This is a genomic window from Pseudomonas sp. R3-41 (assembly GCF_054161485.1).
In genome coordinates this window covers 5,689,659-5,710,012 of sequence record NZ_CP096421.1, presented here as the reverse complement: position 1 = coordinate 5,710,012, position 20,354 = coordinate 5,689,659, and the positions used below count along the sequence as shown (strand labels likewise).

Sequence of the window (20,354 nt, the reverse complement as noted above, 5' to 3'; positions counted from 1 at the left end):
AGGGACCTGTGTTGACTAACAAAAATGCCCGCTGAGTTGCGGGCTTTTTGCATTTGTCACCCTCCGGAACTGGCGCACCTGTTTAAAGGCAGCTCAACACGATCACAATCTCAAGGCCGGGATGCGAGACATTTTGGATGCCTACGGTGAGGCCGTCAGGCTGGGTCAAGCTGGGCGCGCTGCTGCCGAGATGAGCCGCAAGGCCAGCCTGACGGATTACGAGTTCGCGGCCTTTGAGAGTGCGCACGACAAGACGCCCGCCCGGACAGTGACCTTTGAATGATCGTTCTTGATACGAATGTGATTCGGAGCCGTTACGACATTTGCCTGAGGCCAACGTGATTGAACGTATTGACGCACTACCGCTGCAGATGCTTTTCTGTCAGTAATGACTGATGCTGAGTCATGCGCTGGCGTGGCACTGATGCCAACCAGCAAGCGGCGTACAACGCAGTCGACGGCTCGGTGTATCTTGCCTCTCAGTGTGCTACCGTGTGAGCAGAAATTGATCAAACCGTTTGGGGTATTCATGTCATGAGCCACAAGCTGAACACCTATGGCGTATCCATAGTAGAGCGGCCTAAAGTTAAAGCCATCAAGAAGCTGGATTTGGGTGGCGACTTGGGTAAGCAGATCGTTTATTCAGAAACCAAGCTCGTTCTCAGGACTCACAAGAAGACCTTTCAGAAGTTGGCTGACATGTAATGGAGTTGATCTTCTCGAAATCACAACATTTATTCATTGCGTCGTTTTCAATACTACGAAATGATTTGATGTGAATTTGGCTTTGCTCTAACGGGGTTTCCGCAATGAATCGCATCTCGTAGCTGTCGAAGTCTAAATCAAATAGCTGTTGGCTGATGACGACGGCTTGCCAGTTTAATACCTTCTTCAAAGCGATTTTTACGAATTCATTGCCTCGCATATTTATTTGAGGTATACCCGATTTTTTTTAGGTCGTACAATTTGGGGTGCGTTCTCGATGTCTACGTTGGGGAAAGAAATACATACTTTTTGAACGGTATTGTCTTTTCGCTCTAGAGTAAATATGACGTCATCAATCTTTATTGGTCAACTTTCCATAACCTCAACATAATTTTTTACGCTGAAAGCAATCGTGATGATCATGGTGTTCATCCTTGATAGTTGAGTGCGTGTTTGCAAAGTGGGATGTTACCGTCTTTGCCTGAGTGATCGCACCTTTTCACGAGGACCTGTCAAATGCCAACCTATCTCCTCGTTTAAGACGCTGCTGAGTGGCGCCGCTTTAAGGGGATGCTTAGGTTGTCATTTGACAATCTGGCGACTCATGCGAATACTGAAGATCACGGATGATTCGTCCAACGCACCCGAAGAAAGAAATCGAACAAACGCTCAGGTATGCCGAAGGGCAGGGGTGGCGCATAGACGCTAGTGGCAGTCACGCTTGGGGGCGGGTTTATTGCCCGTACAAAGACGCGGAGTGCCGCTGTGGCGAATTCTGTATCACATCGATATGGAGCACGCCGCAGAATCCTGGCAACCACGCGCGAGCATTGCGACGCGTCGTGGACAATTGCACTGCGCATCGCAATCGGCGCGACGCTGATGGCGATGATGAGGAGTAGAAAAATGGAATATATTTTTACCTTGAAATATCAGCTTGCTGACGATGGCTGTGTCATGGATGAACTGGTGGAGCGGCTGGGAGAAGCGGGCTGCGACGATGCTCTGGTCGGCATCGGGCAACCGGGCCGGCTGGCGCTTGAGTTCACCCGCGAGGCGCCTGATGCGGTCAAGGCGGTGCTTAGCGCTCTGGTCGACGTCCATCGCGCAGTGCCGTCGGCCAAATTGATCGAGGTCGCGCCTGATTTGGTCGGACTGACCGATGTCGCGGAGATCGTAGGCGTGTCTCGGCAGAATATGCGCAAGCTGATGTTGGCTCATCCGAGCAGCTTCCCGACGCCGGTGCACGAGGGGAGTGCTTCTATCTGGCATTTGGCGGACGTGCTGACCTGGCTGCAGGCCAAGGGCAGCTATTCGCTTACCCAGAATGTGTTGGATGTGGCTCAGGTGGCGTTGCAGGTCAACGTTGCGAAAGAAGGCCGACGGTTACCTGGCATGGCTTCCGAAGAATTGGACGCTTTGGTTGGGTGACAGACATCTCAGCCTCTCCTCTGTTCGACGAGCCGGTTGTCAGGAGTAATCGTTTTTGTGCGCGGCTCTTTTTATCTAATCGTTTTTTTACAACCATAACCGTTACCTACAAGATCAGGTGCACGACATCATTTCTGGAATGCCCGTGCTGCAGCAGTTCAGGGTATGAGTCGAAATCGCTGTTGCCGTCTCGCGGGTGTTTGAGGAGGACGGCGGAGCGTGTGCTGCTGTGATCGATCGATATCGGCCGGGAAAACCTGTCGACCGCTGAAGTCCTTCAGGCTTAGGTATTAGAGAACTGTGAACGAATCAAATCCGTGTGAACCCGTATCCACACGCCTTTTTTGCGTTCACCGCCGCGCCACATCCGAAAAATAAAACTTATCCAGCGTATGCCGCGATTCGGTGTACTCGAACTGCCGCCCGTCCTGGAGAAAAGTCTGGTTACTCACCACGATGACATGGCTCTGGCCTTCGAGGTCCAGGTGCTGCTGGTCGTCCTTGCCGCAGCGGACCGCTTCGATGGTGCGCTGGGCGTAGGCGATTTGCAGCTGCAGGGTCTGTTCGATGAAGGCGTAGATCGACTGCACGGCGATGTCGCGCGTCAGGCCGGGGATTACGTCGCTGACGAAGTGGTTGATGTCCAGGATCACGCGCTTGCCATCGATTCTCCGGACCCGCTTGATGCGGGTGACCTGGCTGCCGGCGGGGGCCTTGATGTGCTCGAGCAGCGCGCCTTCCAACGGTAACTGGCTGAACTCGACCACTTCGGTACTGACATCGTTGCCCAGGCGCGGGTAGGTCTCCTGGAAACTGACGATGCCGCCGAGCTGGAATTCGATGGGCTGGGTGGACAGCACGAAGGTGCCCTTGCCATGGATTTTCTGGGCGAAGCCGCGCTCCTGGAGTTGTTCGATGGCCTTGCGCACCGTGCCACGGCTGGCCTGGTAGCTGTCCATCAGTTCGGTTTCGGAGGGCAGGCGGGCGCCTCGCTCCAGGCGCTCGGTGGTAATGCTGGTCAGCAGATCGTTGTAGATCTGGTTGTATTTGCTCATGGAGAGGGCTCTGTACCGCGCTGTTCACCGGGGCGGAACCTTACGGGCCAAGTGGGGGATTTGTCCATTCGGCTGTCATTCTTTGACGACAGAAGCGTAGGACGTTTCCCGGTTTTTCGAGGACCTATCATAAACAAAAACAAAACTCGTCTGTACGAGTTGTTGATTTAACTCGTACAGACGAGTACTTTCCCTTCCACGTGCTGTCGACTCTCAATAACAAGAATGACGCGGAAGAAAAAAGCATGAGCCACGATTACTCCAAAATCGCCAGCGAGCTGCTGCAAAGCTTGGGTGGCGTCGACAATATCGAGCAGGCGGCCCATTGCGTGACGCGCCTGCGCCTGTCCCTCAAGGACGCGACCCGGGTGGACAGCGCCACGCTGAACCAGATCGACCTGGTCAAGGGCTCCTTTTTCACCGGTGGCCTGTTCCAGGTGGTCATTGGCCCCGGCGAGGTGGAAAAGGTCTACGCGGCCCTGCGCGAGCTGACGGGCCTGGCCGCCGCGACCATCGCCGACGTCAAGCGCCAGGGCGCGCAGAAAGGCAACGGTATGCAGCGCCTGGTGCGGGTGCTCTCCGATGTGTTCATGCCCATCCTGCCCGCCCTGGTGATTGCCGGCCTGCTGATGGGCGTCAACAACCTGCTGGGCGCCAAGGGCATGTTCATTGCCGGGCAGACGTTGCTCGATGCCTATCCGAACCTGGACGGCGTCTGGAGCCTGATCAATCTCATGGCCAACACCTCCTTCGTCTTTCTCCCGGCCTTGGTGGGCTGGTCGGCGGCCAAGCGTTTCGGCGGCAGCGAGATCCTTGGCATCGTGCTGGGCCTGATGCTCGTTCACCCGGACCTGCTCAACGCCTGGAACTACGGCAAGGCCGTGGCGGGATTGGACGGCCAGAGCCTGCCGTATTTCGATATCTTCGGCTGGTTCCGGATCGAGAAAGTCGGCTACCAGGGGCAGATCCTGCCGATCCTGCTGGCGGCCTATGTCATGAGCGTGATCGAGCGATGGTTGCGGGCCAGGGTGCCCAACGCCATCCAACTGCTGGTAATCCCCATCACCACCATCGTGATCACCGGGGTGCTGGCCCTCGCCATCATCGGTCCGGTCACCCGCCACCTGGGCATCCTGATCACCGAAGGCATGGTGGCGCTGTTCGACCTGGCACCGGTGATTGGCGGGGCGATTTTCGGCCTGCTCTATGCGCCGCTGGTGGTGACCGGCATGCACCACATGTTCCTGGCGGTGGACCTGCAGTTGATCTCGACCCAGGGCGGCACCTTCATTTGGCCAATGATCGTCATGTCCAACCTGGCCCAGGGCAGCGCGGCGCTGGCGGTGTTCTACATGACCCGCAATGCGCGGGACAAGAGCATGGCGTCCACCTCGGCGATTTCCGCTTATTTCGGCATCACCGAACCGGCAATGTTCGGGGTCAACCTGCGCTACAAATTCCCCTTCTATTGCGCCCTTACCGGCTCGGCCCTGGGTTGCATTTTCCTGTCACTGAACAAGATCAAGGCCTCGGCGATTGGCGTCGGAGGCCTGCCGGGATTCATTTCCATCGTGCCTGACTACATACCGATGTTCGTGGTCGGCATGGTCATCGCCATGAGCGTGCCCTTTGCCCTGACCTGTGCGTTGAGCATGAAGATCGTCCGGCCGGGGTATCGGGTGGCCTGACCCTGTGGGCGGGCTTGCCCGCGATGAGGCCCGCAAGGCCAGTACCAAACAGACTGAAGGAATTGCACATGCAAGACTGGCAACGCTCGGTGATCTACCAGATATATCCCAAGAGTTTCTACAGCCATGGCGGCCAGGCCACCGGTGATTTGCTGGGGGTGGTGGACAAGCTCGACTACTTGCACTGGCTGGGTGTGGACTACCTGTGGCTGACGCCGTTCCTGCGTTCGCCGCAACGGGACAATGGCTACGACATCAGCGACTACTACGCCATCGACCCCAGCTACGGCACCATGGCCGATTGCGAATTGTTGATCACCGAGGCGCGCAAGCGCGGTATCAAGCTGATGCTCGACATCGTGGTCAATCACACCTCCATCGAGCACCCCTGGTTCCAGGCCGCCCGCAGCAGCCTCGACAACCCGTACCGCGATTTTTATATCTGGCGGGACCAGCCGAACACCTGGGAGTCCAAGTTCGGTGGCTCGGCCTGGGAATACGAAGCGCAGACCGGACAGTATTACCTGCACCTGTTCGACCATACCCAGGCCGACTTGAACTGGGACAACCCCCAGGTCCGCGCCGAAGTGTTCAAGATGATGCGTTTCTGGCGGGACAAGGGCGTGGGGGGCTTTCGTCTCGATGTGATCAACCTGATTTCCAAGCCGGCCGACTTTCCAGACGACCACACCGACGGCCGGCGTTTCTATACCGACGGTCCCCATGTGCATCGCTACTTGCAGGAAATGCACCGGGAAGTCTTCGAGGGTTTCGACCTGATCAACGTTGGCGAGATGTCGTCCACCAGCCTCGAGCACTGTGTTCGTTATTCGTGCCCGACTTCCCGCGAACTGTCGATGACCTTCAATTTCCATCACCTGAAGGTGGACTACCCGAACCTGCAAAAGTGGGTGCGGGCCGACTTCGACTTTCTCGAACTCAAACGCATCCTGTCCGACTGGCAGGTCGGCATGCAGGCCGGTGACGGCTGGAATGCGCTGTTCTGGTGTAACCATGACCAGCCGCGAGTGGTGTCGCGGTTCGGTGACGACGGTGAGTACCGCGTGCCTTCGGCGAAGATGCTCGCCACGGCGTTGCATTTTCTCCAGGGCACGCCATTCGTGTACCAGGGCGAGGAGCTGGGCATGACCAATCCGGGTTTCGATCACATCGAGCAATACCGCGATGTGGAAACCCTGAATATCTATCGCCTCAAGCGCAACGCCGGAGTCCCCGAAGCCGAGGCCATGGCGCCAATCATGCAGAAGTCCCGTGACAACGGGCGCACGCCAATGCAATGGAGCGCAGGGCCGAACGCGGGGTTCAGTCGGGTCGAACCCTGGATTGGCGTGCCTGCCAACGCCGCGTTCATCAACGTCGAGCAACAACAAAAAGACGCGACCTCGGTGCTGCATTACTACCGCGAGCTGATCGCCCTGCGTCGCAGCGAAGCCTTGATCCAGGACGGCGTCTATCGCCTGCTGTTGCCTGAGCATCCACACGTGTGGGCGTACCTGCGCGAAGGGCAGGGTGAGCGCCTGCTGGTGGTCAGCCATTTTTATGGCGGCGACTGCGAGGTGGAGCTGCCCGAAGGGATCCTCACCCAAGAGACGAAACAACGCTGGGTGATTGGCAACTACGAAGCGGGTGAACACCGATACCGACGGCTGCGCCTGCGGCCCTACGAGTCGTTCGTGCTGCACCTGAGCGACTGAATAAAAAACTTCCCTTGACCCAGGCAATGCCTGACAGCGAACACGTTGCGCCAGACGCATCGTGGGCCCTTTGTCGCCGGCCAAACGGCAAACAAGGGGGGAAGTCATGGAGCAAACAACAATAAGAAACAATGGAGAGGCGTATGAAAACAATAATAAACCGTGGCCTGGCCGCGTCCTGTATCTGCCTGGCGCTGCCGTTCCCGGTTCAGGCGCTGGAGTTTTCCGGTTATTTGCGCAGTGGCGTCGGCAGCGCGACCAATGGCCGTTCCCAATCCTGTTTCCAATTGCCTGGGGCGCAGACCAAATATCGGTTGGGCAACGAGTGCGAGCAGTACGGGGAATTGGAGCTGCGCCAGGATCTGTTCACCCTCGACGATGGCTCGGTGTTGAGCGTGGACGGCATGGCGTCGCTGTACAACCGCTACGACCGCACGCCGACCTTCCAGGGTGAAAACGGCGCGGCGCGCATGCCGCAGATGTATGCCCAATGGTCGAATATGCCCAGCCTGAACGGCGGGTCGTTGTGGGCCGGCCGGCGGTATTACAAACGCAACGACATCCATATTTCGGATTTCTACTACTGGAACCAGAGCGCCACCGGTGGCGGGATCGAGGACGTGCTGATCGGCGGGTTGAAATACAGCTACGCCTTCTCGCGCAAGGACAACCTCTACCAGAAAGACCCGGTCAACCGGCATGACTTCAACGTCGCCGGTTTCAGGACCAACCCCGGCGGCGAGCTGGAATTTGGCCTGAGCTTCATCGACCGGGCGAACCGTCGTGACGCCCACCGCGGTTGGGCCCTGACCGTCCAGCATGTGCAACAGGACTTCCTGGGTGGCAAGAATAAACTGGCCTTGCAATACGGCGAGGGCCCCGGCACCGGGCTGGGTTATACCGGCGACACCGGGCTGGACGACAGCAACAAGAGCTATCGTCTGGTGGAGTTTTTCGATTGGCAGGTCACGCCGCGTTTCGGCGGGCAGGTGCAGGCGGTGTACCAGAAGGACATCCGCCCCGATGGTGCCGACCAGAACTGGCTGTCACTGGGGGTTCGCCCGGCGTACGCCATCACCGATCAGTTCAAGCTGGTGGCCGAACTGGGCCACGACCAGGTGCAGGCCAACGATGGAACACGCAAGCTGAGCAAATTCACCTTTGCCCCCACCTGGTCGCCCAAGGGCCCGGAATTCTGGGCGCGCCCGGAAATACGGCTCTATTACACCTACGCCAGTTGGAACGCGGCGGCCCAGCGTGCAGCCAATGAGTTGGCGGCCGGCTCGGCGCTGTCCGACACCGGTGCGTTTGGTGGGGCGCGGCATGGTTCCAACGTGGGCCTGCAGGTCGAATATTGGTGGAAATGACCCGTGCAGGCGCGGGTCGCTGATCGGCGTGCCCGCAATGCGAAAAAGAACAGACAGCAGCAGGTGAAGTCATGAACACAACGCAATCCTTGCAATTGCTCGCACCGCTGTCCGGGGTCTTGATGCCTTTGGACAGCGTGCCGGATCCGGTTTTCTCCAGCCGTGTGGTGGGGGATGGCATTTGTATCGATCCGACCTCGCAAACCCTTTGCGCGCCGCTGTCCGGTGTCGTCGGCACGCTCCAGGACAGCGCCCATGCGGTGAGTATCACCGCTGACAATGGTGTCCAGGTGCTGATGCATATCGGCCTGGACACGGTCAACCTGGCGGGCAAGGGGTTCACCTCGCGGGTGACCATGGGGCAACGGGTCGAGGCCGGTCAGCCGCTGATCGATTTCGATGCCGACTACATCGCCTTGCACGCGCGCAGTCTGTTGACGCTGATGCTGGTGGTCAGTGGCGAACCCTTCAGCCTGCTCGTGGACGAGGCCACTGGCATCGAGAGCGGCGCGCCGCTGTTGCAGGTGCGCTCAGATGAGCAGGGAGCGGCCGACGAGGCGCAGCCGGGCACGGTGCTGTTTTCCCGGCGGCTGGTCGTGCCCAATGAAAGTGGCCTGCACGCCCGTCCCGCCGCGGTGTTCGCCCAGGCGGCCAAGGGCTTCGACGCCCATATCCAACTGCATAAGCAGCAAGCCAGCGCCAACGCCAAATCCCTGGTGGCGATCATGGCGTTGCAGACGGCCAAGGGCGACTGTGTGCAGATCAGCGCCGCCGGTGCCCAGGCCGGGCAGGCCATCGAAGCGCTGGAACAAATGCTGCTGTCAGGGTGCGGCGAAACAGTGCAAGCGCCGCTAGCACTGGAGCCGATCACCGCCGTCGAACCGTCGATGCCCGGCCGGCTGCGGGGTGTCTGCGCATCGCCCGGCTCGGCGTTTGGTGAAGTGGTCCAGATCGCTTCCCAGGTGTTGGACATCGAGGCGGCGGGCGTCGGCATCGAGGCCGAGCAGGCGGCCCTGGATCAAGCACTGGAGCAGGCGACGCAAGCCTTGAAAGCGTTACAGGGCGAGGCGGCAGGCAGCGTCCAGGCGCAGATTTTTCGTGCCCATCAAGAATTGCTCGAAGACCCTACCTTGCTGGAGCAGGCCCAAGCCTTGATCGCTGCGGGCAAGAGCGCGGCATTTGCCTGGAAAACCGCCACCGAGGCAAGCGCCGCGCTGTTCCTGCAATTGGGCAGCGCTTTGCTGGCCGAGCGCGCAACGGACCTGGCCGATGTCGGGCAGCGGGTACTCAAATTGATCCTGGGCGTGCAGGACAACGCCTGGAACCTGCCCGAACAGGCGATTCTGGTGGCCGAGCAACTGACGCCCTCCCAGACCGCCAGCCTCGACACCTCGCGCATCGCCGGGTTTGTCACCGTGGGTGGCGGCGCCACCAGCCATGTCGCGATCCTGACTCGTGCGCTGGGCCTGCCCTCGTTGTGTGGCGTGGCGCAAGACGTATTGGCCTTGGAGAACGGCACTCGGGTACTGCTGGACGCTGATAGCGGTGAACTGCACGTGAACCCGGATCAGGCCTTGATCGAGCAACGCCAGGTCGCGGCTGAGCGGCAGCGCCAGCGACATCAGCGAGACCTGGAGCAGTCGGCCCTGGCGGCTCGTACCCTGGACGGCCATCGAGTCGAGGTCAGTGCCAATGTCGGGTCGCTGCGAGACGTGGAGCAGGCCATGGCCCTTGGAGGCGAAGGTGTGGGACTGTTGCGCTCCGAACTGCTCTACCTGGATCGCGCCCACCCACCTGGCCACGACGAGCAAGCGACCCTGTACAGCGCCGTCGCCCGGGTTCTCGGACCTGAGCGCAACCTGGTGGTTCGCACCCTCGACGTGGGTGGGGACAAGCCGCTTGCTTACGTGCCGATGGCGCATGAGGCCAATCCATTCCTGGGCATGCGCGGCATTCGCCTGTGCCTGGAGCGACCCCAGTTATTGCGCGAACAATTCCGGGCAATCCTCGCCTGTTCGGGGCTGGCACGGCTGCACATCATGCTGCCCATGGTCACGCACCTGGCGGAGCTGCGCCTGGCGCGGCAAATGCTGGATGAGGAGGTCCGTCAGTTGGGACTCACGCAGGCGCCGAAGCTGGGCATCATGATCGAAGTGCCGGCGGCGGCGCTGATGGCTGACCTGTTTGCCCCTGAAGTGGATTTCTTTTCCATCGGCACCAACGACCTGACCCAATACACCCTGGCCATGGACCGTGACCATCCACGTTTGGCCAGCCAGGCCGACAGCCTGCATCCCTCGGTGTTGCGCCTGATCGCCCGTACGGTCGAGGCCGCTCGCGCCCATGGCAAATGGGTCGGAGTGTGTGGCGCGCTGGCCTCGGAACCCCTGGCGGTGCCGCTGTTGTTGGGGTTGGGCGTGGACGAGTTGTCAGTCAGTGTGCCGCTGATTCCGGCGATCAAGGCCTGCGTGCGTGAATGGAACCTGAGCGAGTGCCGAACGCTGGCCCAAGAGGCCTTGGGCCAGGACAGCGCGGAGCAGGTGCGTGACCTCCTGCGTACTCACTCATCCACGGCCAACCCGGCCACCCTGGCCATGGAGCATTGAACATGTTCGACAAACTACAACAGGCCTTCTGGAAAGCACTGACACCGGACCTGGTACCGGAAGAACCCAAGCGGCCGGGAACGCTCGATGGGCTGGCGCCGGCCCTCATTGCTGCGTTGGGCGGCACGGAAAACCTCAAGTCTCATCAGCCCGTCGCGTTGACGCGGTTGCGGGTGGAGCTGCGGGATATGGCGCGGATCGATCGGGCCGGGCTGAGCGTCGCCGGTGTGACGGGGGTGATGACGCTGGACAACGGGGTGGTGCATCTGATCACCGGCTTGCAGGGCTGACCGTTCGGGGGGGCTGCTGCGCAGCCCAGCGGGAGCAAGCTCCCTCGCCACAAGAGCGGTTCGGCGTGGGGGGCGTTCGTTGTTTTGCGGGTATTGGAATTTTGAAGGTTCGCCTCACCGCTCCCACCACCGCAAAACCGTGGCGAGGGAGCTTGCTCCCGCTGGGGGCGAAGCGCTGAGCGCTCGATTCATTCATCTGTCGGGAAATGACCACTACACGTTTTTTTCATCTTGGTTTCCTTACCGTTTCTCATCTGCGGGTGTATCGTATTCGCCTTTTGCGGGCCCAACGGTTCGCGCGGATTCAATAGGTGGTTGCGTTCATGTCCTTTACCCGTCGCCAAATACTCGGTGGCCTGGCCGGTCTTGTTGTCGTTGGTGTGGGTGCAGGCGGCGCGTCACGGTACTGGTTGGGCAAAAGGACGGATGCCGAGGCCGGTCACGACTATGAATTGATCGCCGCGCCCTTGGATGTGGAACTGGTGGCCGGGCACAAGACCCAGGCCTGGGCGTTTGGCCCCTCGGCGCCGGGTACCGAGCTGCGGGTGCGCCAGGGCGAATGGTTGCGGGTTCGTTTCATCAACCATCTGCCGGTCGCCACCACCATCCATTGGCACGGGATTCGTTTGCCGCTGGAGATGGACGGCGTGCCCTATGTCTCGCAACTGCCGGTGCTGCCGGGCGAGTACTTCGATTACAAATTCCGTGTGCCGGACGCCGGCAGCTATTGGTATCACCCCCACGTCAACAGCAGCGAAGAACTCGGGCGTGGGCTGGTGGGGCCGTTGATCATCGAAGAGCGCGAGCCGACCGGTTTCAAATACGAGCAGACCCTGAGCCTCAAGAGCTGGCATGTGGATGAGCAGGGCGAGTTCGTCGCGTTCAGCATTCCCCGCGAGGCGGCCCGTGGCGGCACGGCCGGGCGGCTGTCGACTATCAACGGCGTGCCGCAAGCGGTGATTGACCTGCCGGCCGGGCAGATCACCCGGGTGCGTTTGCTCAACCTTGATAACACCCTGACTTACCGCATCAACATTCCCGGTGTTGAAGCGCAGATCTATGCGCTGGATGGCAACCCCATCGAACCGCGCCCGTTGGGCAAGGAATACTGGCTGGGGCCAGGCATGCGCATTTGCCTGGCGATCAAGGCACCGCCGGCTGGCGAGGCGTTATCGCTGCGCAACGGCCCGGTGCGCCTGGGGACGCTGCGTTCGGTGTCCAACAATGACGCGCCGGCGCCATGGCCGCCAGCATTGCCGCCCAACCCGGTGGCCGAGCCGGACCTGGCCAATGCCGAGAAACTCAACTTCAATTTCGAATGGGTCGGCTCGGTGTCGGTGAATGTCGACAACGGCAAGCCGCCAAGTCTGTGGCAAATCAACGGCAAGGCTTGGGACATCACCGACAAGACCTGCGCCGACCGACCGATCGCCACGCTGAAGAAAGGCCAGAGCTACATTTTCGAATTGAAGAACATGACCCAGTACCAGCATCCGATCCATTTGCACGGCATGAGCTTCAAGGTAATTGCGTCGAACCGGCACAAGGTCGTGCCGTATTTCACTGACACCTACTTGCTGGGCAAGAACGAGCGGGCGCAGGTGGCGCTGGTGGCGGATAATCCAGGCGTGTGGATGTTCCACTGCCATGTGATCGACCACATGGAAACCGGCCTGATGGCCGCCATCGAGGTGGCGTGATGCGCCAGATTCGCCCCGCCAAGATCATCGACCGCAGCCGTGACCAGGACTTCATGCGCGAAGCCCTGGCCCTTGCCGCACAAGGCGCCGCCCTGGGCGAGGTGCCGGTGGGCGCAGTACTGGTGCAGGACGGTGAAATCATTGGGCGCGGCTTCAACTGCCCGATCAGTGGTCACGACCCCAGCGCCCACGCCGAAATGGTCGCGATCCGCGCCGCCGCCCAGGCCATGAGCAACTATCGTCTGCCCGGCAGCACGCTGTACGTGACGCTGGAACCGTGCAGCATGTGCGCCGGCTTGATCGTCCATTCACGCATCGCCCGGGTCGTCTATGGCGCCTTGGAGCCCAAGGCCGGCATCGTGCAGAGCCAGGGGCAGTTCTTCAGCCAGGGCTTCCTGAACCATCGGGTGCTGTTCGAGGGCGGGGTGTTGGCTGAGGAGTGCAGTACGGTGCTGAGTGAGTTCTTCAAGGCCCGAAGAGCCAAATCGCAAGGTTGAACACATACCCTTGTGGCGAGGGAGCTTGCTCCCGCTGGGCTGCGCAGCAGCCCCAAACCATTCAACACAGTGCATCAGGAAAAATCGGTTGGCAGCTTTTACGACTGCTGCGCAGCCGAGCGGGAGCAAGCTCCCTCGCCACAATGATTGGCAGCCCTTAAGTGAGCAGGCTGTTCTCCCACAGGGGCTCCGGGCGATTTATTTACGCGCCACAATCACCGCCCGCATCGGCGCTGGCAGCCCTTCGATGGTCTTGCTGTGGTCGGCGGGGTCGAGGAAGTCGCTCAGGGACTGATATTTCATCCACTCGGTGCTGCGCTGTTCTTCCACGGTCGTCAGGCTCACGTCCACGCAACGCACATCGCTGAACCCGGCGCGGCGCAGCCAGCGTTCCAGGGCCGGGACCGACGGCAGGAACCACACGTTGCGCATCTGCGCATAGCGGTCTTCGGGCACCAGCACCTGATGTTCGTCGCCTTCGATCACCAAGGTTTCCAGCACCAGTTCACCGCCCTTGACCAGGCAATCCTTCAAGGCCAGCAAGTGTTCGATCGGCGAGCGGCGGTGGTAGAACACGCCCATGGAAAAAACCGTGTCGAAGCCTTCCAGTTCCGCTGGCAGGGCCTCGAAGGGGAACGGCAGGTGCCAGGCGTTGGGCTGCGACAGGTAGCGCTGCACCGCCTGGAACTGGCAGAAGAACAGCCAGTTGGGGTCGACGCCGATCACCGTGTCGGCCCCGGCGCCGAGCATGCGCCACATGTAGTAGCCATTGCCGCAGCCCACATCGAGGATGCGCTTGCCCTTGAGATCCAAGTGCGGCGCCACCCGCGACCACTTCCAGTCCGAGCGCCATTCGGTGTCCACGTGCACGCCGAACAGGTCGAACGGCCCTTTGCGCCAGGGTGACAGGCCCATCAGCGCGGTACGCATTTGCCCACGGGTTTCGTCGGAGCAATCAGCGTCGAGCGTCAGGCCGTTCAGCAGGTCGACGGTGGTGGGTTGCAAGACCGGCAGCGCATCGAGGGCGCTTTGCCAGCGCTCCAGGTCGCCGTGGCCCTTTTCCATCTTGCTGTCGAGTTGCGTCTGCAGCGTCGCGGCCCAATCGGCCAGGGGTGTGCCGGCCAGATGGCGGGCGAGGGGGGACAGATCGATCATGGCAGGGCAATCAACGAGGCGAAGTTAAGACACTGGAACCACGGCACGACTTTCGAGAACCCGGCCGCCAAGAGGCGCTCGCGGTGTTCTTCGAGGCTGTCGGGCTTCATGACGTTTTCGATGGCGCTGCGTTTCTGGGCAATTTCCAGCTCGCTGTAGCCGTTGGCGCGCTTGAACGCCACGTGCAGGTCGGTGAGCAGGGCGTGTTCCTCGGCGTCGTTGAAGCGTAGCTTTTCCGAGAGGATCAGGGCGCCGCCTGGCAGCAGGGACTGGCGAATGCGGCTCAACAGTGCTGTGCGTTGGTCCGGCGCGATGAATTGCAGGGTGAAATTCAGCGCCACCACCGAGGCCGGCTGGAACGCCAGGGCGAGGATGTCGCCTTCGATCACTTCCACCGGCAGCAGCTCTTGGAACATCGAGTCCTGGCCGTTGAGGTATTCACGGCAGCGTTCGACCATCGCCGCCGAGTTATCCACCGCGATCACCCGGCAACCGTCGGTGCGCACATGACGGCGCAGGGCCTGGGTCACGGCGCCCAGGGACGAGCCAAGGTCGTAGAGCACGCTATTGGGCTGGGCGAATTGCGCGGCGAGCACGCCGAGGTTTTCGACGATGGTCGGGTAACCCGGCACGGAACGCTTGATCATGTCCGGGAACACCCGCACCACGTCCTCGTTGAAGGCGAAGTCCGGCACTTGGGCCAGGGGTTGGGCGAATAGACGGTCGGGGTCTTTGCTCACGGCGGTTCCAGCGGCATGGGTGGTGAAAAGGCCGGCATTTTAACCAAAAAACCTGTGGGAGCGAGCTTTGTGGGGGTAAGGCCTGGGGGAGCAGGGCTGTGTGGGAGCAAGCCTTGCTCCCACAGAGCTCTGCTACCACATTAATCTTTGTTCAGTGCTGCTTTTGCGGGAACGCCGACGCGGTAATGCCCCATTGGCCCAGCCAGTAACTGATGATGATCAGGTAAGGCGCGGCATGGAAGGGCTGCACGAACCGGTTGATGCCGATCAGGCTGTCGGAAAACACAAAGGCCAGGGCCCCGGCGGCGGCTAGCCAGGCCGAACGCTTGGGTACATCGGTGCCCAATCTTGCCAACGCTCGCCAGAGCATGGCGCTGATGGCCAAACCATAAACCACCACCGGCACCAGTAACGGCCCGAGACCGCTCGACACCAGGATCCCCAACAGCACCACGCCGATGCCCAAGGCCAGGGCCAACGGCCGCAGTGCCGGACGGCGACAGTCGCTGAGGTAGGCTTTCAGGTAGGCCAGGTGCGCCAGCAGAAACGCGCCGAGGCCGAACACGAACAGATCCCCCGGCCAGGCCAGCAGCACATCGCCCACCAGGGAAAAAATCAGCCCGAGGCTGATCCAGCGTCGATAGTCGCCCGGCGGCGCATCGTGCAGCCAGCCGAGCAGGGCCAGTACCGGCATGGGCTTGACCAGCAGGCACAGCAACGTGGCATGCATGGCCAGGCCGTACAGGTAGGTGGCCGCACCCATCAGTGCGAGGATCAGCCAACCCACGGTCAGTTCACCGCAATGGCGCAGTCAAAGGTTTCCACCGGCGGCACTTCCGGCGCCCAAGGCTGTTGATAAGTCAGGCGCAAGCGCCCGGTACCGGCGTTGAACGCCTGGAAGCGCCAGGTCGAGACACCGGCGGCGCCAACGATGCCGGCGTCTTCCGGGTTGCGATAGACCTCCGGCCCCAAACCTTTCAACACGCCTCCCGCTGAATCCTGGATCGCCCAGCGATAACCGGTGCTGGGGTTGCTGGGCAGGCTCAGGATCAGGTTCTGTCCGTTGTTGAGCCTGACCGGGCACTGGCTCAGTTTTTCCACGGTCACGTTGTGGCTGGTTTGCGTGGCGCAGGCGCTCAGCAGCACGAGGCTGAGGGGGACGAGCAGGCGAGTGAGGGACATAAGGGTAACGGCTCCGGCGTTTACGACGAACGGCGAGCATAACCGAAGATGCTACTGGGTGTGTCAGCTGGGCATGTGTCGTTGCTGATGCCGCCTTCGCGAGCAAGCCCGCTCCCACATTAGGTATTGGTGTGGATCACAAGTTTTGTGAACGACACAAATTCCACTGTGGGAGCGGGCTTGCTCGCGAAGGCGGTAACGCAGGCGCTACATAACCCTCAGAACAACACCTTCGCCACATCCGCAAACCGCTTGGCAAAGTGCACCGTCACACCTTCCTTGAGGTAGTCCGGCAGTTCTTCGAAGTTGCCCCGGTTGGCTTCCGGCAGGATCAGTTCGTTGATCTTCTGCCGGCGCGCCGCGATGACTTTCTCACGCACGCCACCAATGGGCAGGACATGCCCGGTGAGGGTCAGTTCGCCGGTCATGGCCACGCCTTTTTTCGGCGGCTGGTTGCGAGCCAGGGACAGCAAGGCGCTGGCCATGGTGACGCCGGCGCTCGGGCCGTCCTTGGGCGTGGCGCCTTCCGGCACATGCAGGTGAACGAAGGCCTCGTCGAAGAACTTCGGATCGCCGCCAAATTGCTTCAGGTGCGAACTGACGTAGCTGTGGGCGATTTCCGCCGACTCCTTCATCACCTCCCCCAGTTGCCCGGTCAGCTTGAAGCCGCGATTGAGGGTGTGGATGCGCGTCGCTTCGATCGGCAAGGTCGCGCCGCCCATGCTGGTCCAGGCCAGGCCGGTGATCACCCCGACGCCAGACAGTACCTGTTCGTTGCGGAACACCGGCTTGCCCAGGGACGCCTCAAGATCCTTCGGCCCGAGCTTGATCACCGCTTTTGGCTCTTCGATCAGCTTCATCACCGCCTTGCGCACCAGTTTGCCCAGCTGTTTCTCCAGCTGGCGCACCCCGGCCTCACGGGCGTAACCGTCGATCAAGGCCTTGAGGGCGCTGTCGTTGATGCTCAGGCTGCCCTTGGACACGCCGGCCTTGGCCAGTTGCTTGGGCCACAGGTGGCGCTTGGCGATGGCGACTTTTTCTTCGGTGATGTAGCCCGACAGGCGGATCACTTCCATCCGGTCCAGCAGCGGCCCGGGGATCGAGTCCAGGGTGTTGGCGGTGCACACGAAGAGCACTTTCGACAGGTCCAGGCGCATGTCCAGATAGTGGTCGAGGAATTCGACGTTCTGTTCCGGGTCGAGGGTCTCGAGCAAGGCCGAAGCCGGGTCGCCCTGGTAGCTCTGGCCCATCTTGTCGATTTCGTCGAGCATGATCACCGGGTTCATCACTTCGACATCCTTGAGCGCCTGCACCAGCTTGCCCGGCTGGGCACCGATGTAGGTGCGCCGATGGCCCTTGATCTCGGCTTCATCGCGCATGCCGCCGACACTGAAGCGGTAGAAAGGCCGGCCCAGGGACTCGGCGATGGACTTGCCAACACTGGTTTTGCCCACGCCCGGCGGGCCCACCAGCAGCACGATGGAACCGCTGATCTCGCCTTTATAGGCACCGACGGCGAGGAATTCGAGGATGCGGTCCTTGATGTCGTCCAGGCCAGCGTGGTGTTGGTCGAGCACCTTGCGCGCATGCTTGAGGTCGAGTTTGTCCTGGCCATACACGCCCCACGGCACCGAAGTCGCCCAATCCAGGTAATTGCGGGTGACGGCGTATTCCGGCGAGCCGGTTTCCAGGATCGAGAGTTTGTTCATCTCCTCTTCGATACGCTTTTGCGCCTGGGCCGACAGCACTTTGCCTTCCAGCCGCTGCTCGAACTGCTCGAGGTCGGCGCTGCGGTCGTCCTTGGTCAGCCCCAGTTCCTGCTGGATGACCTTGAGCTGCTCCTTGAGGAAGAACTGGCGCTGATGTTCGCCGATCTTGTTATTGACCTCGGCGGAAATCTCTTTCTGCAACCGCGCCACTTCGACCTCCTTGCGCAGCATTGGCAGCACTTTCTCCATGCGCTTGAGCATGGGCACGCAGTCGAGCACTTCCTGCAGCTCATTGCCGGTGGCGGAGGTGAGTGCGGCTGCAAAGTCGGTGAGTGGCGAAGGGTCGTTGGGGCTGAAGCGGTTGAGGTAGTTCTTCAGCTCTTCGCTGTACAGCGGATTGAGCGGCAGCAGTTCCTTGATCGCATTGATCAGCGCCATGCCGTAGGCCTTGACCTCGTCGGTCGGCTCGCTCGGCTGGTGCGGGTATTCGACCTCCACCAGATACGGTGGGCGATGGTGCTTGAGCCAGGTGCGGATGCGCACGCGGGTCAGGCCCTGGGCGACAAACTGCAATTTTCCGGCTTCCCGGCTGGCGTGGTGCACCTTCACCAGCGTGCCGTACAGCGGCAGCTTCGAGGTGTCGAAATGACGCGGGTCTTCCTGGGGCGTGTCCATGAAAAACAGCGCCAGGGAATGATGTTCGGACTTGGCCACCAGCTCCAGGGTCTCGGCCCACGGTTCTTCGTTGACGATGACCGGCAGCACCTGGGCCGGGAAGAAGGGGCGATTGTGGATGGGGATGATGTAGACCTTGTCCGGCAGGTTCTGGCCGGGCAGGGCCAGGCCGGTACCGGAGGAGGTGTGTTCGACGTGTTCGGAGTCAGCGTATTCGTGAGTGGCTTCAGTAGAGTGCTGGTCGCTCATGGGGCACCTGCGCAATGGGGTATGGGTCTTAGATGGGGCAGGTGGGGGGTGGTTTCAATGGTGGGGGATTGTTAACGGTTATTTCATTGGTGGCCGTTCAGGCTGGCGACAGGTTGGCGTGGCGAGGCGCGGGGCCTCGCCACGGGCCCGGCCTAGGCGACCCGATTCAAGTCGTTATGGCGAGTTTCCTTCAAGCACAACACCGCGATGACGCTGAGCAGCGCGGCCGCTGAAACATAGCCTCCGACATAGCTCAAGCCGCCCATCGCCACCAGTTTCTGGGCGAAGAATGGCGCGGCCGAGGCGCCGACGATGCCGCCCAGGTTGTAGGCTGCCGAGGCGCCGGTGTAGCGCACATGAGTCGGAAACAGTTCCGGCAGCAAGGCACCCATGGGGGCGAAGGTCACCCCCATCAGGAACAGCTCGATGCACAGGAACAACGCCACGCCGCCCGTGGAACCATGGGTCAGCAAGGGCTCCATGAGAAATCCCGAGGCAATCGCCAGCAGGCCGCCAATGATCAGGATCGGTTTGCGGCCGTAGCGGTCGCTGGCCCAGGCGGACAACGGGGTCGCAGCGGCCATGAACAGCACGGCAAAGCACAACAGGCCCAGGAATGTTTCGCGACTGTAGCCGAGGGTGGACACGCCGTAGCTCAGGGAGAATACCGTCGAGATGTAGAACAGCGCGTAACACACCACCATCGCCGCCGCGCCCAGCAGCGTTGGCGCCCAATACTGGCTGAACAGCTCGACCAGCGGCACCTTGACTCGCTCCTGGCGGGCCACGGCATTGGCGAACACCGGGGTTTCGTGGAGCTTGAGGCGCACGTAGAGGCCGACGATCACCAGCACGGCGCTGAGCAGGAACGGAATTCGCCAGCCCCAGGAGCGGAATTGCTCGTCGTCCAGGCTCATGGCCAGGGTCAGGAACAAGCCGTTGGCCGCCAGGAAGCCGATGGAGGGCCCCAGTTGGGGGAACATGCCGAACCAGGCACGCTTGCCTTTAGGGGCGTTCTCGGTGGCAAGCAGCGCCGCGCCGCCCCATTCGCCGCCCAACCCCAGGCCTTGGCCGAAACGCAGCACGCACAGGAGGATCGGTGCCCAGGCGCCAATACTGGCATAGCCGGGCAACACGCCGATGAGCGTGGTGCACACGCCCATCAGCAGCAAGGACGCCACCAATGTGGACTTGCGCCCGATCCGGTCGCCGAAGTGGCCGAACAGCGCCGAACCCAGCGGACGGGCGAGGAAGGCGATGCCGAACGTCAGGAAGGACGACAGCATCTGTGCCGTGCCTGAGGTTTGCGGAAAGAACACTGGCCCGATCACCAGGGCCGCAGCCGTGGCGTAGACGTAGAAATCGTAGAACTCGATGGCGGTGCCGATGAAGCTCGCGGTCGCCACGCGAGTGGCCGAGTTGGTCGGCTGGGCAGTCACTGCCTCGTTGCAGGTAGCGGTCGTCATGCGGTTATCCCTGACAGTCATATGCTCCGTTGGAGCGAATTATTATGGTCGAACCCCCAGGGATGTGGGCGGGTATCCCGTCGCTGTTTCGGGTAGGAACAGTCCCAGGGTTGCTGCGGATCTT

The 20,354-nt window shown here is 61.2% G+C and carries 17 protein-coding genes; 10 read left to right on the top strand and 7 right to left on the bottom strand.

The window, feature by feature from the left end:
* Positions 1 to 534 precede the first annotated feature (534 nt).
* The 3 genes from M1D99_RS24700 (at position 535) to M1D99_RS24690 (ending at position 2,136) form a co-directional block, all read left to right on the top strand.
* Positions 535 to 705, top strand: coding sequence for an acetyltransferase (locus tag M1D99_RS24700; protein ID WP_434572195.1), 171 nt, complete (start codon positions 535 to 537; stop codon positions 703 to 705).
* A 626-nt stretch (positions 706 to 1,331) separates the two neighbouring features.
* A complete protein-coding gene (locus tag M1D99_RS24695; protein ID WP_458130901.1) occupies positions 1,332 to 1,607 on the top strand; it encodes a hypothetical protein in 276 nt (91 codons plus the stop codon).
* Between the two features lie 4 nt (positions 1,608 to 1,611).
* Positions 1,612 to 2,136, top strand: coding sequence for a helix-turn-helix transcriptional regulator (locus tag M1D99_RS24690; protein ID WP_458130900.1), 525 nt, complete (start codon positions 1,612 to 1,614; stop codon positions 2,134 to 2,136).
* Positions 2,137 to 2,486: 350 nt separating this feature from the next.
* On the opposite strand, the gene treR is transcribed toward M1D99_RS24690, so the two are convergent.
* On the bottom strand, positions 2,487 to 3,191 hold the full coding sequence (gene treR / locus M1D99_RS24685) for a trehalose operon repressor (protein WP_186705424.1): 705 nt from the start codon (positions 3,189 to 3,191) through the stop codon (positions 2,487 to 2,489).
* Positions 3,192 to 3,436: 245 nt separating this feature from the next.
* Between treR and treP the strand changes: the two genes are divergently transcribed.
* The 7 genes from treP (at position 3,437) to tadA (ending at position 13,054) form a co-directional block, all read left to right on the top strand.
* Entirely contained in the window at positions 3,437 to 4,879 is a 1,443-nt protein-coding gene (gene treP, locus M1D99_RS24680) for a PTS system trehalose-specific EIIBC component (protein WP_434572190.1), read from the top strand.
* Between the two features lie 68 nt (positions 4,880 to 4,947).
* On the top strand, positions 4,948 to 6,594 hold the full coding sequence (treC, locus tag M1D99_RS24675) for an alpha,alpha-phosphotrehalase (protein ID WP_458130899.1): 1,647 nt from the start codon (positions 4,948 to 4,950) through the stop codon (positions 6,592 to 6,594).
* 143 nt (positions 6,595 to 6,737) lie between these two features.
* On the top strand, positions 6,738 to 7,961 hold the full coding sequence (locus tag M1D99_RS24670) for a carbohydrate porin (protein WP_458130898.1): 1,224 nt from the start codon (positions 6,738 to 6,740) through the stop codon (positions 7,959 to 7,961).
* Positions 7,962 to 8,032: 71 nt separating this feature from the next.
* Positions 8,033 to 10,567: a phosphoenolpyruvate--protein phosphotransferase gene (gene ptsP, locus M1D99_RS24665; RefSeq protein WP_434572184.1), complete on the top strand. Its 2,535-nt coding sequence runs from the start codon at positions 8,033 to 8,035 to the stop codon at positions 10,565 to 10,567.
* A gap of 2 nt (positions 10,568 to 10,569) precedes the next feature.
* A complete protein-coding gene (locus M1D99_RS24660; protein ID WP_458130897.1) occupies positions 10,570 to 10,857 on the top strand; it encodes a PTS transporter subunit EIIB in 288 nt (95 codons plus the stop codon).
* 323 nt (positions 10,858 to 11,180) lie between these two features.
* Positions 11,181 to 12,557, top strand: coding sequence for a multicopper oxidase family protein (locus M1D99_RS24655; protein WP_186729992.1), 1,377 nt, complete (start codon positions 11,181 to 11,183; stop codon positions 12,555 to 12,557).
* A complete protein-coding gene (gene tadA / locus M1D99_RS24650) occupies positions 12,557 to 13,054 on the top strand; it encodes a tRNA adenosine(34) deaminase TadA (RefSeq protein ID WP_434572181.1) in 498 nt (165 codons plus the stop codon). The genes M1D99_RS24655 and tadA overlap by 1 nt, the downstream gene beginning before the upstream one ends.
* Positions 13,055 to 13,252: 198 nt before the next feature.
* On the opposite strand, the gene cmoB is transcribed toward tadA, so the two are convergent.
* The 6 genes from cmoB to M1D99_RS24620 form a co-directional block, all read right to left on the bottom strand.
* On the bottom strand, positions 13,253 to 14,209 hold the full coding sequence (gene cmoB, locus M1D99_RS24645; protein ID WP_186705432.1) for a tRNA 5-methoxyuridine(34)/uridine 5-oxyacetic acid(34) synthase CmoB: 957 nt from the start codon (positions 14,207 to 14,209) through the stop codon (positions 13,253 to 13,255).
* A complete protein-coding gene (gene cmoA, locus M1D99_RS24640) occupies positions 14,206 to 14,949 on the bottom strand; it encodes a carboxy-S-adenosyl-L-methionine synthase CmoA (protein ID WP_053118678.1) in 744 nt (247 codons plus the stop codon). The genes cmoB and cmoA overlap by 4 nt, the downstream gene beginning before the upstream one ends.
* Positions 14,950 to 15,100: 151 nt before the next feature.
* Positions 15,101 to 15,736, bottom strand: coding sequence for a lysoplasmalogenase (locus M1D99_RS24635; RefSeq protein WP_434572178.1), 636 nt, complete (start codon positions 15,734 to 15,736; stop codon positions 15,101 to 15,103).
* Positions 15,737 to 15,738: 2 nt separating this feature from the next.
* The gene (locus M1D99_RS24630) at positions 15,739 to 16,131 is read right to left on the bottom strand and encodes a protease inhibitor I42 family protein (protein ID WP_434572176.1); all 393 of its coding nucleotides are present in this window, start codon (positions 16,129 to 16,131) and stop codon (positions 15,739 to 15,741) included.
* A gap of 218 nt (positions 16,132 to 16,349) precedes the next feature.
* A complete protein-coding gene (lon, locus tag M1D99_RS24625) occupies positions 16,350 to 18,764 on the bottom strand; it encodes an endopeptidase La (RefSeq protein ID WP_434572174.1) in 2,415 nt (804 codons plus the stop codon).
* A gap of 152 nt (positions 18,765 to 18,916) precedes the next feature.
* A complete protein-coding gene (locus M1D99_RS24620) occupies positions 18,917 to 20,230 on the bottom strand; it encodes an MFS transporter (protein WP_186705435.1) in 1,314 nt (437 codons plus the stop codon).
* Between the last annotated feature and the right edge of the window lie 124 nt (positions 20,231 to 20,354).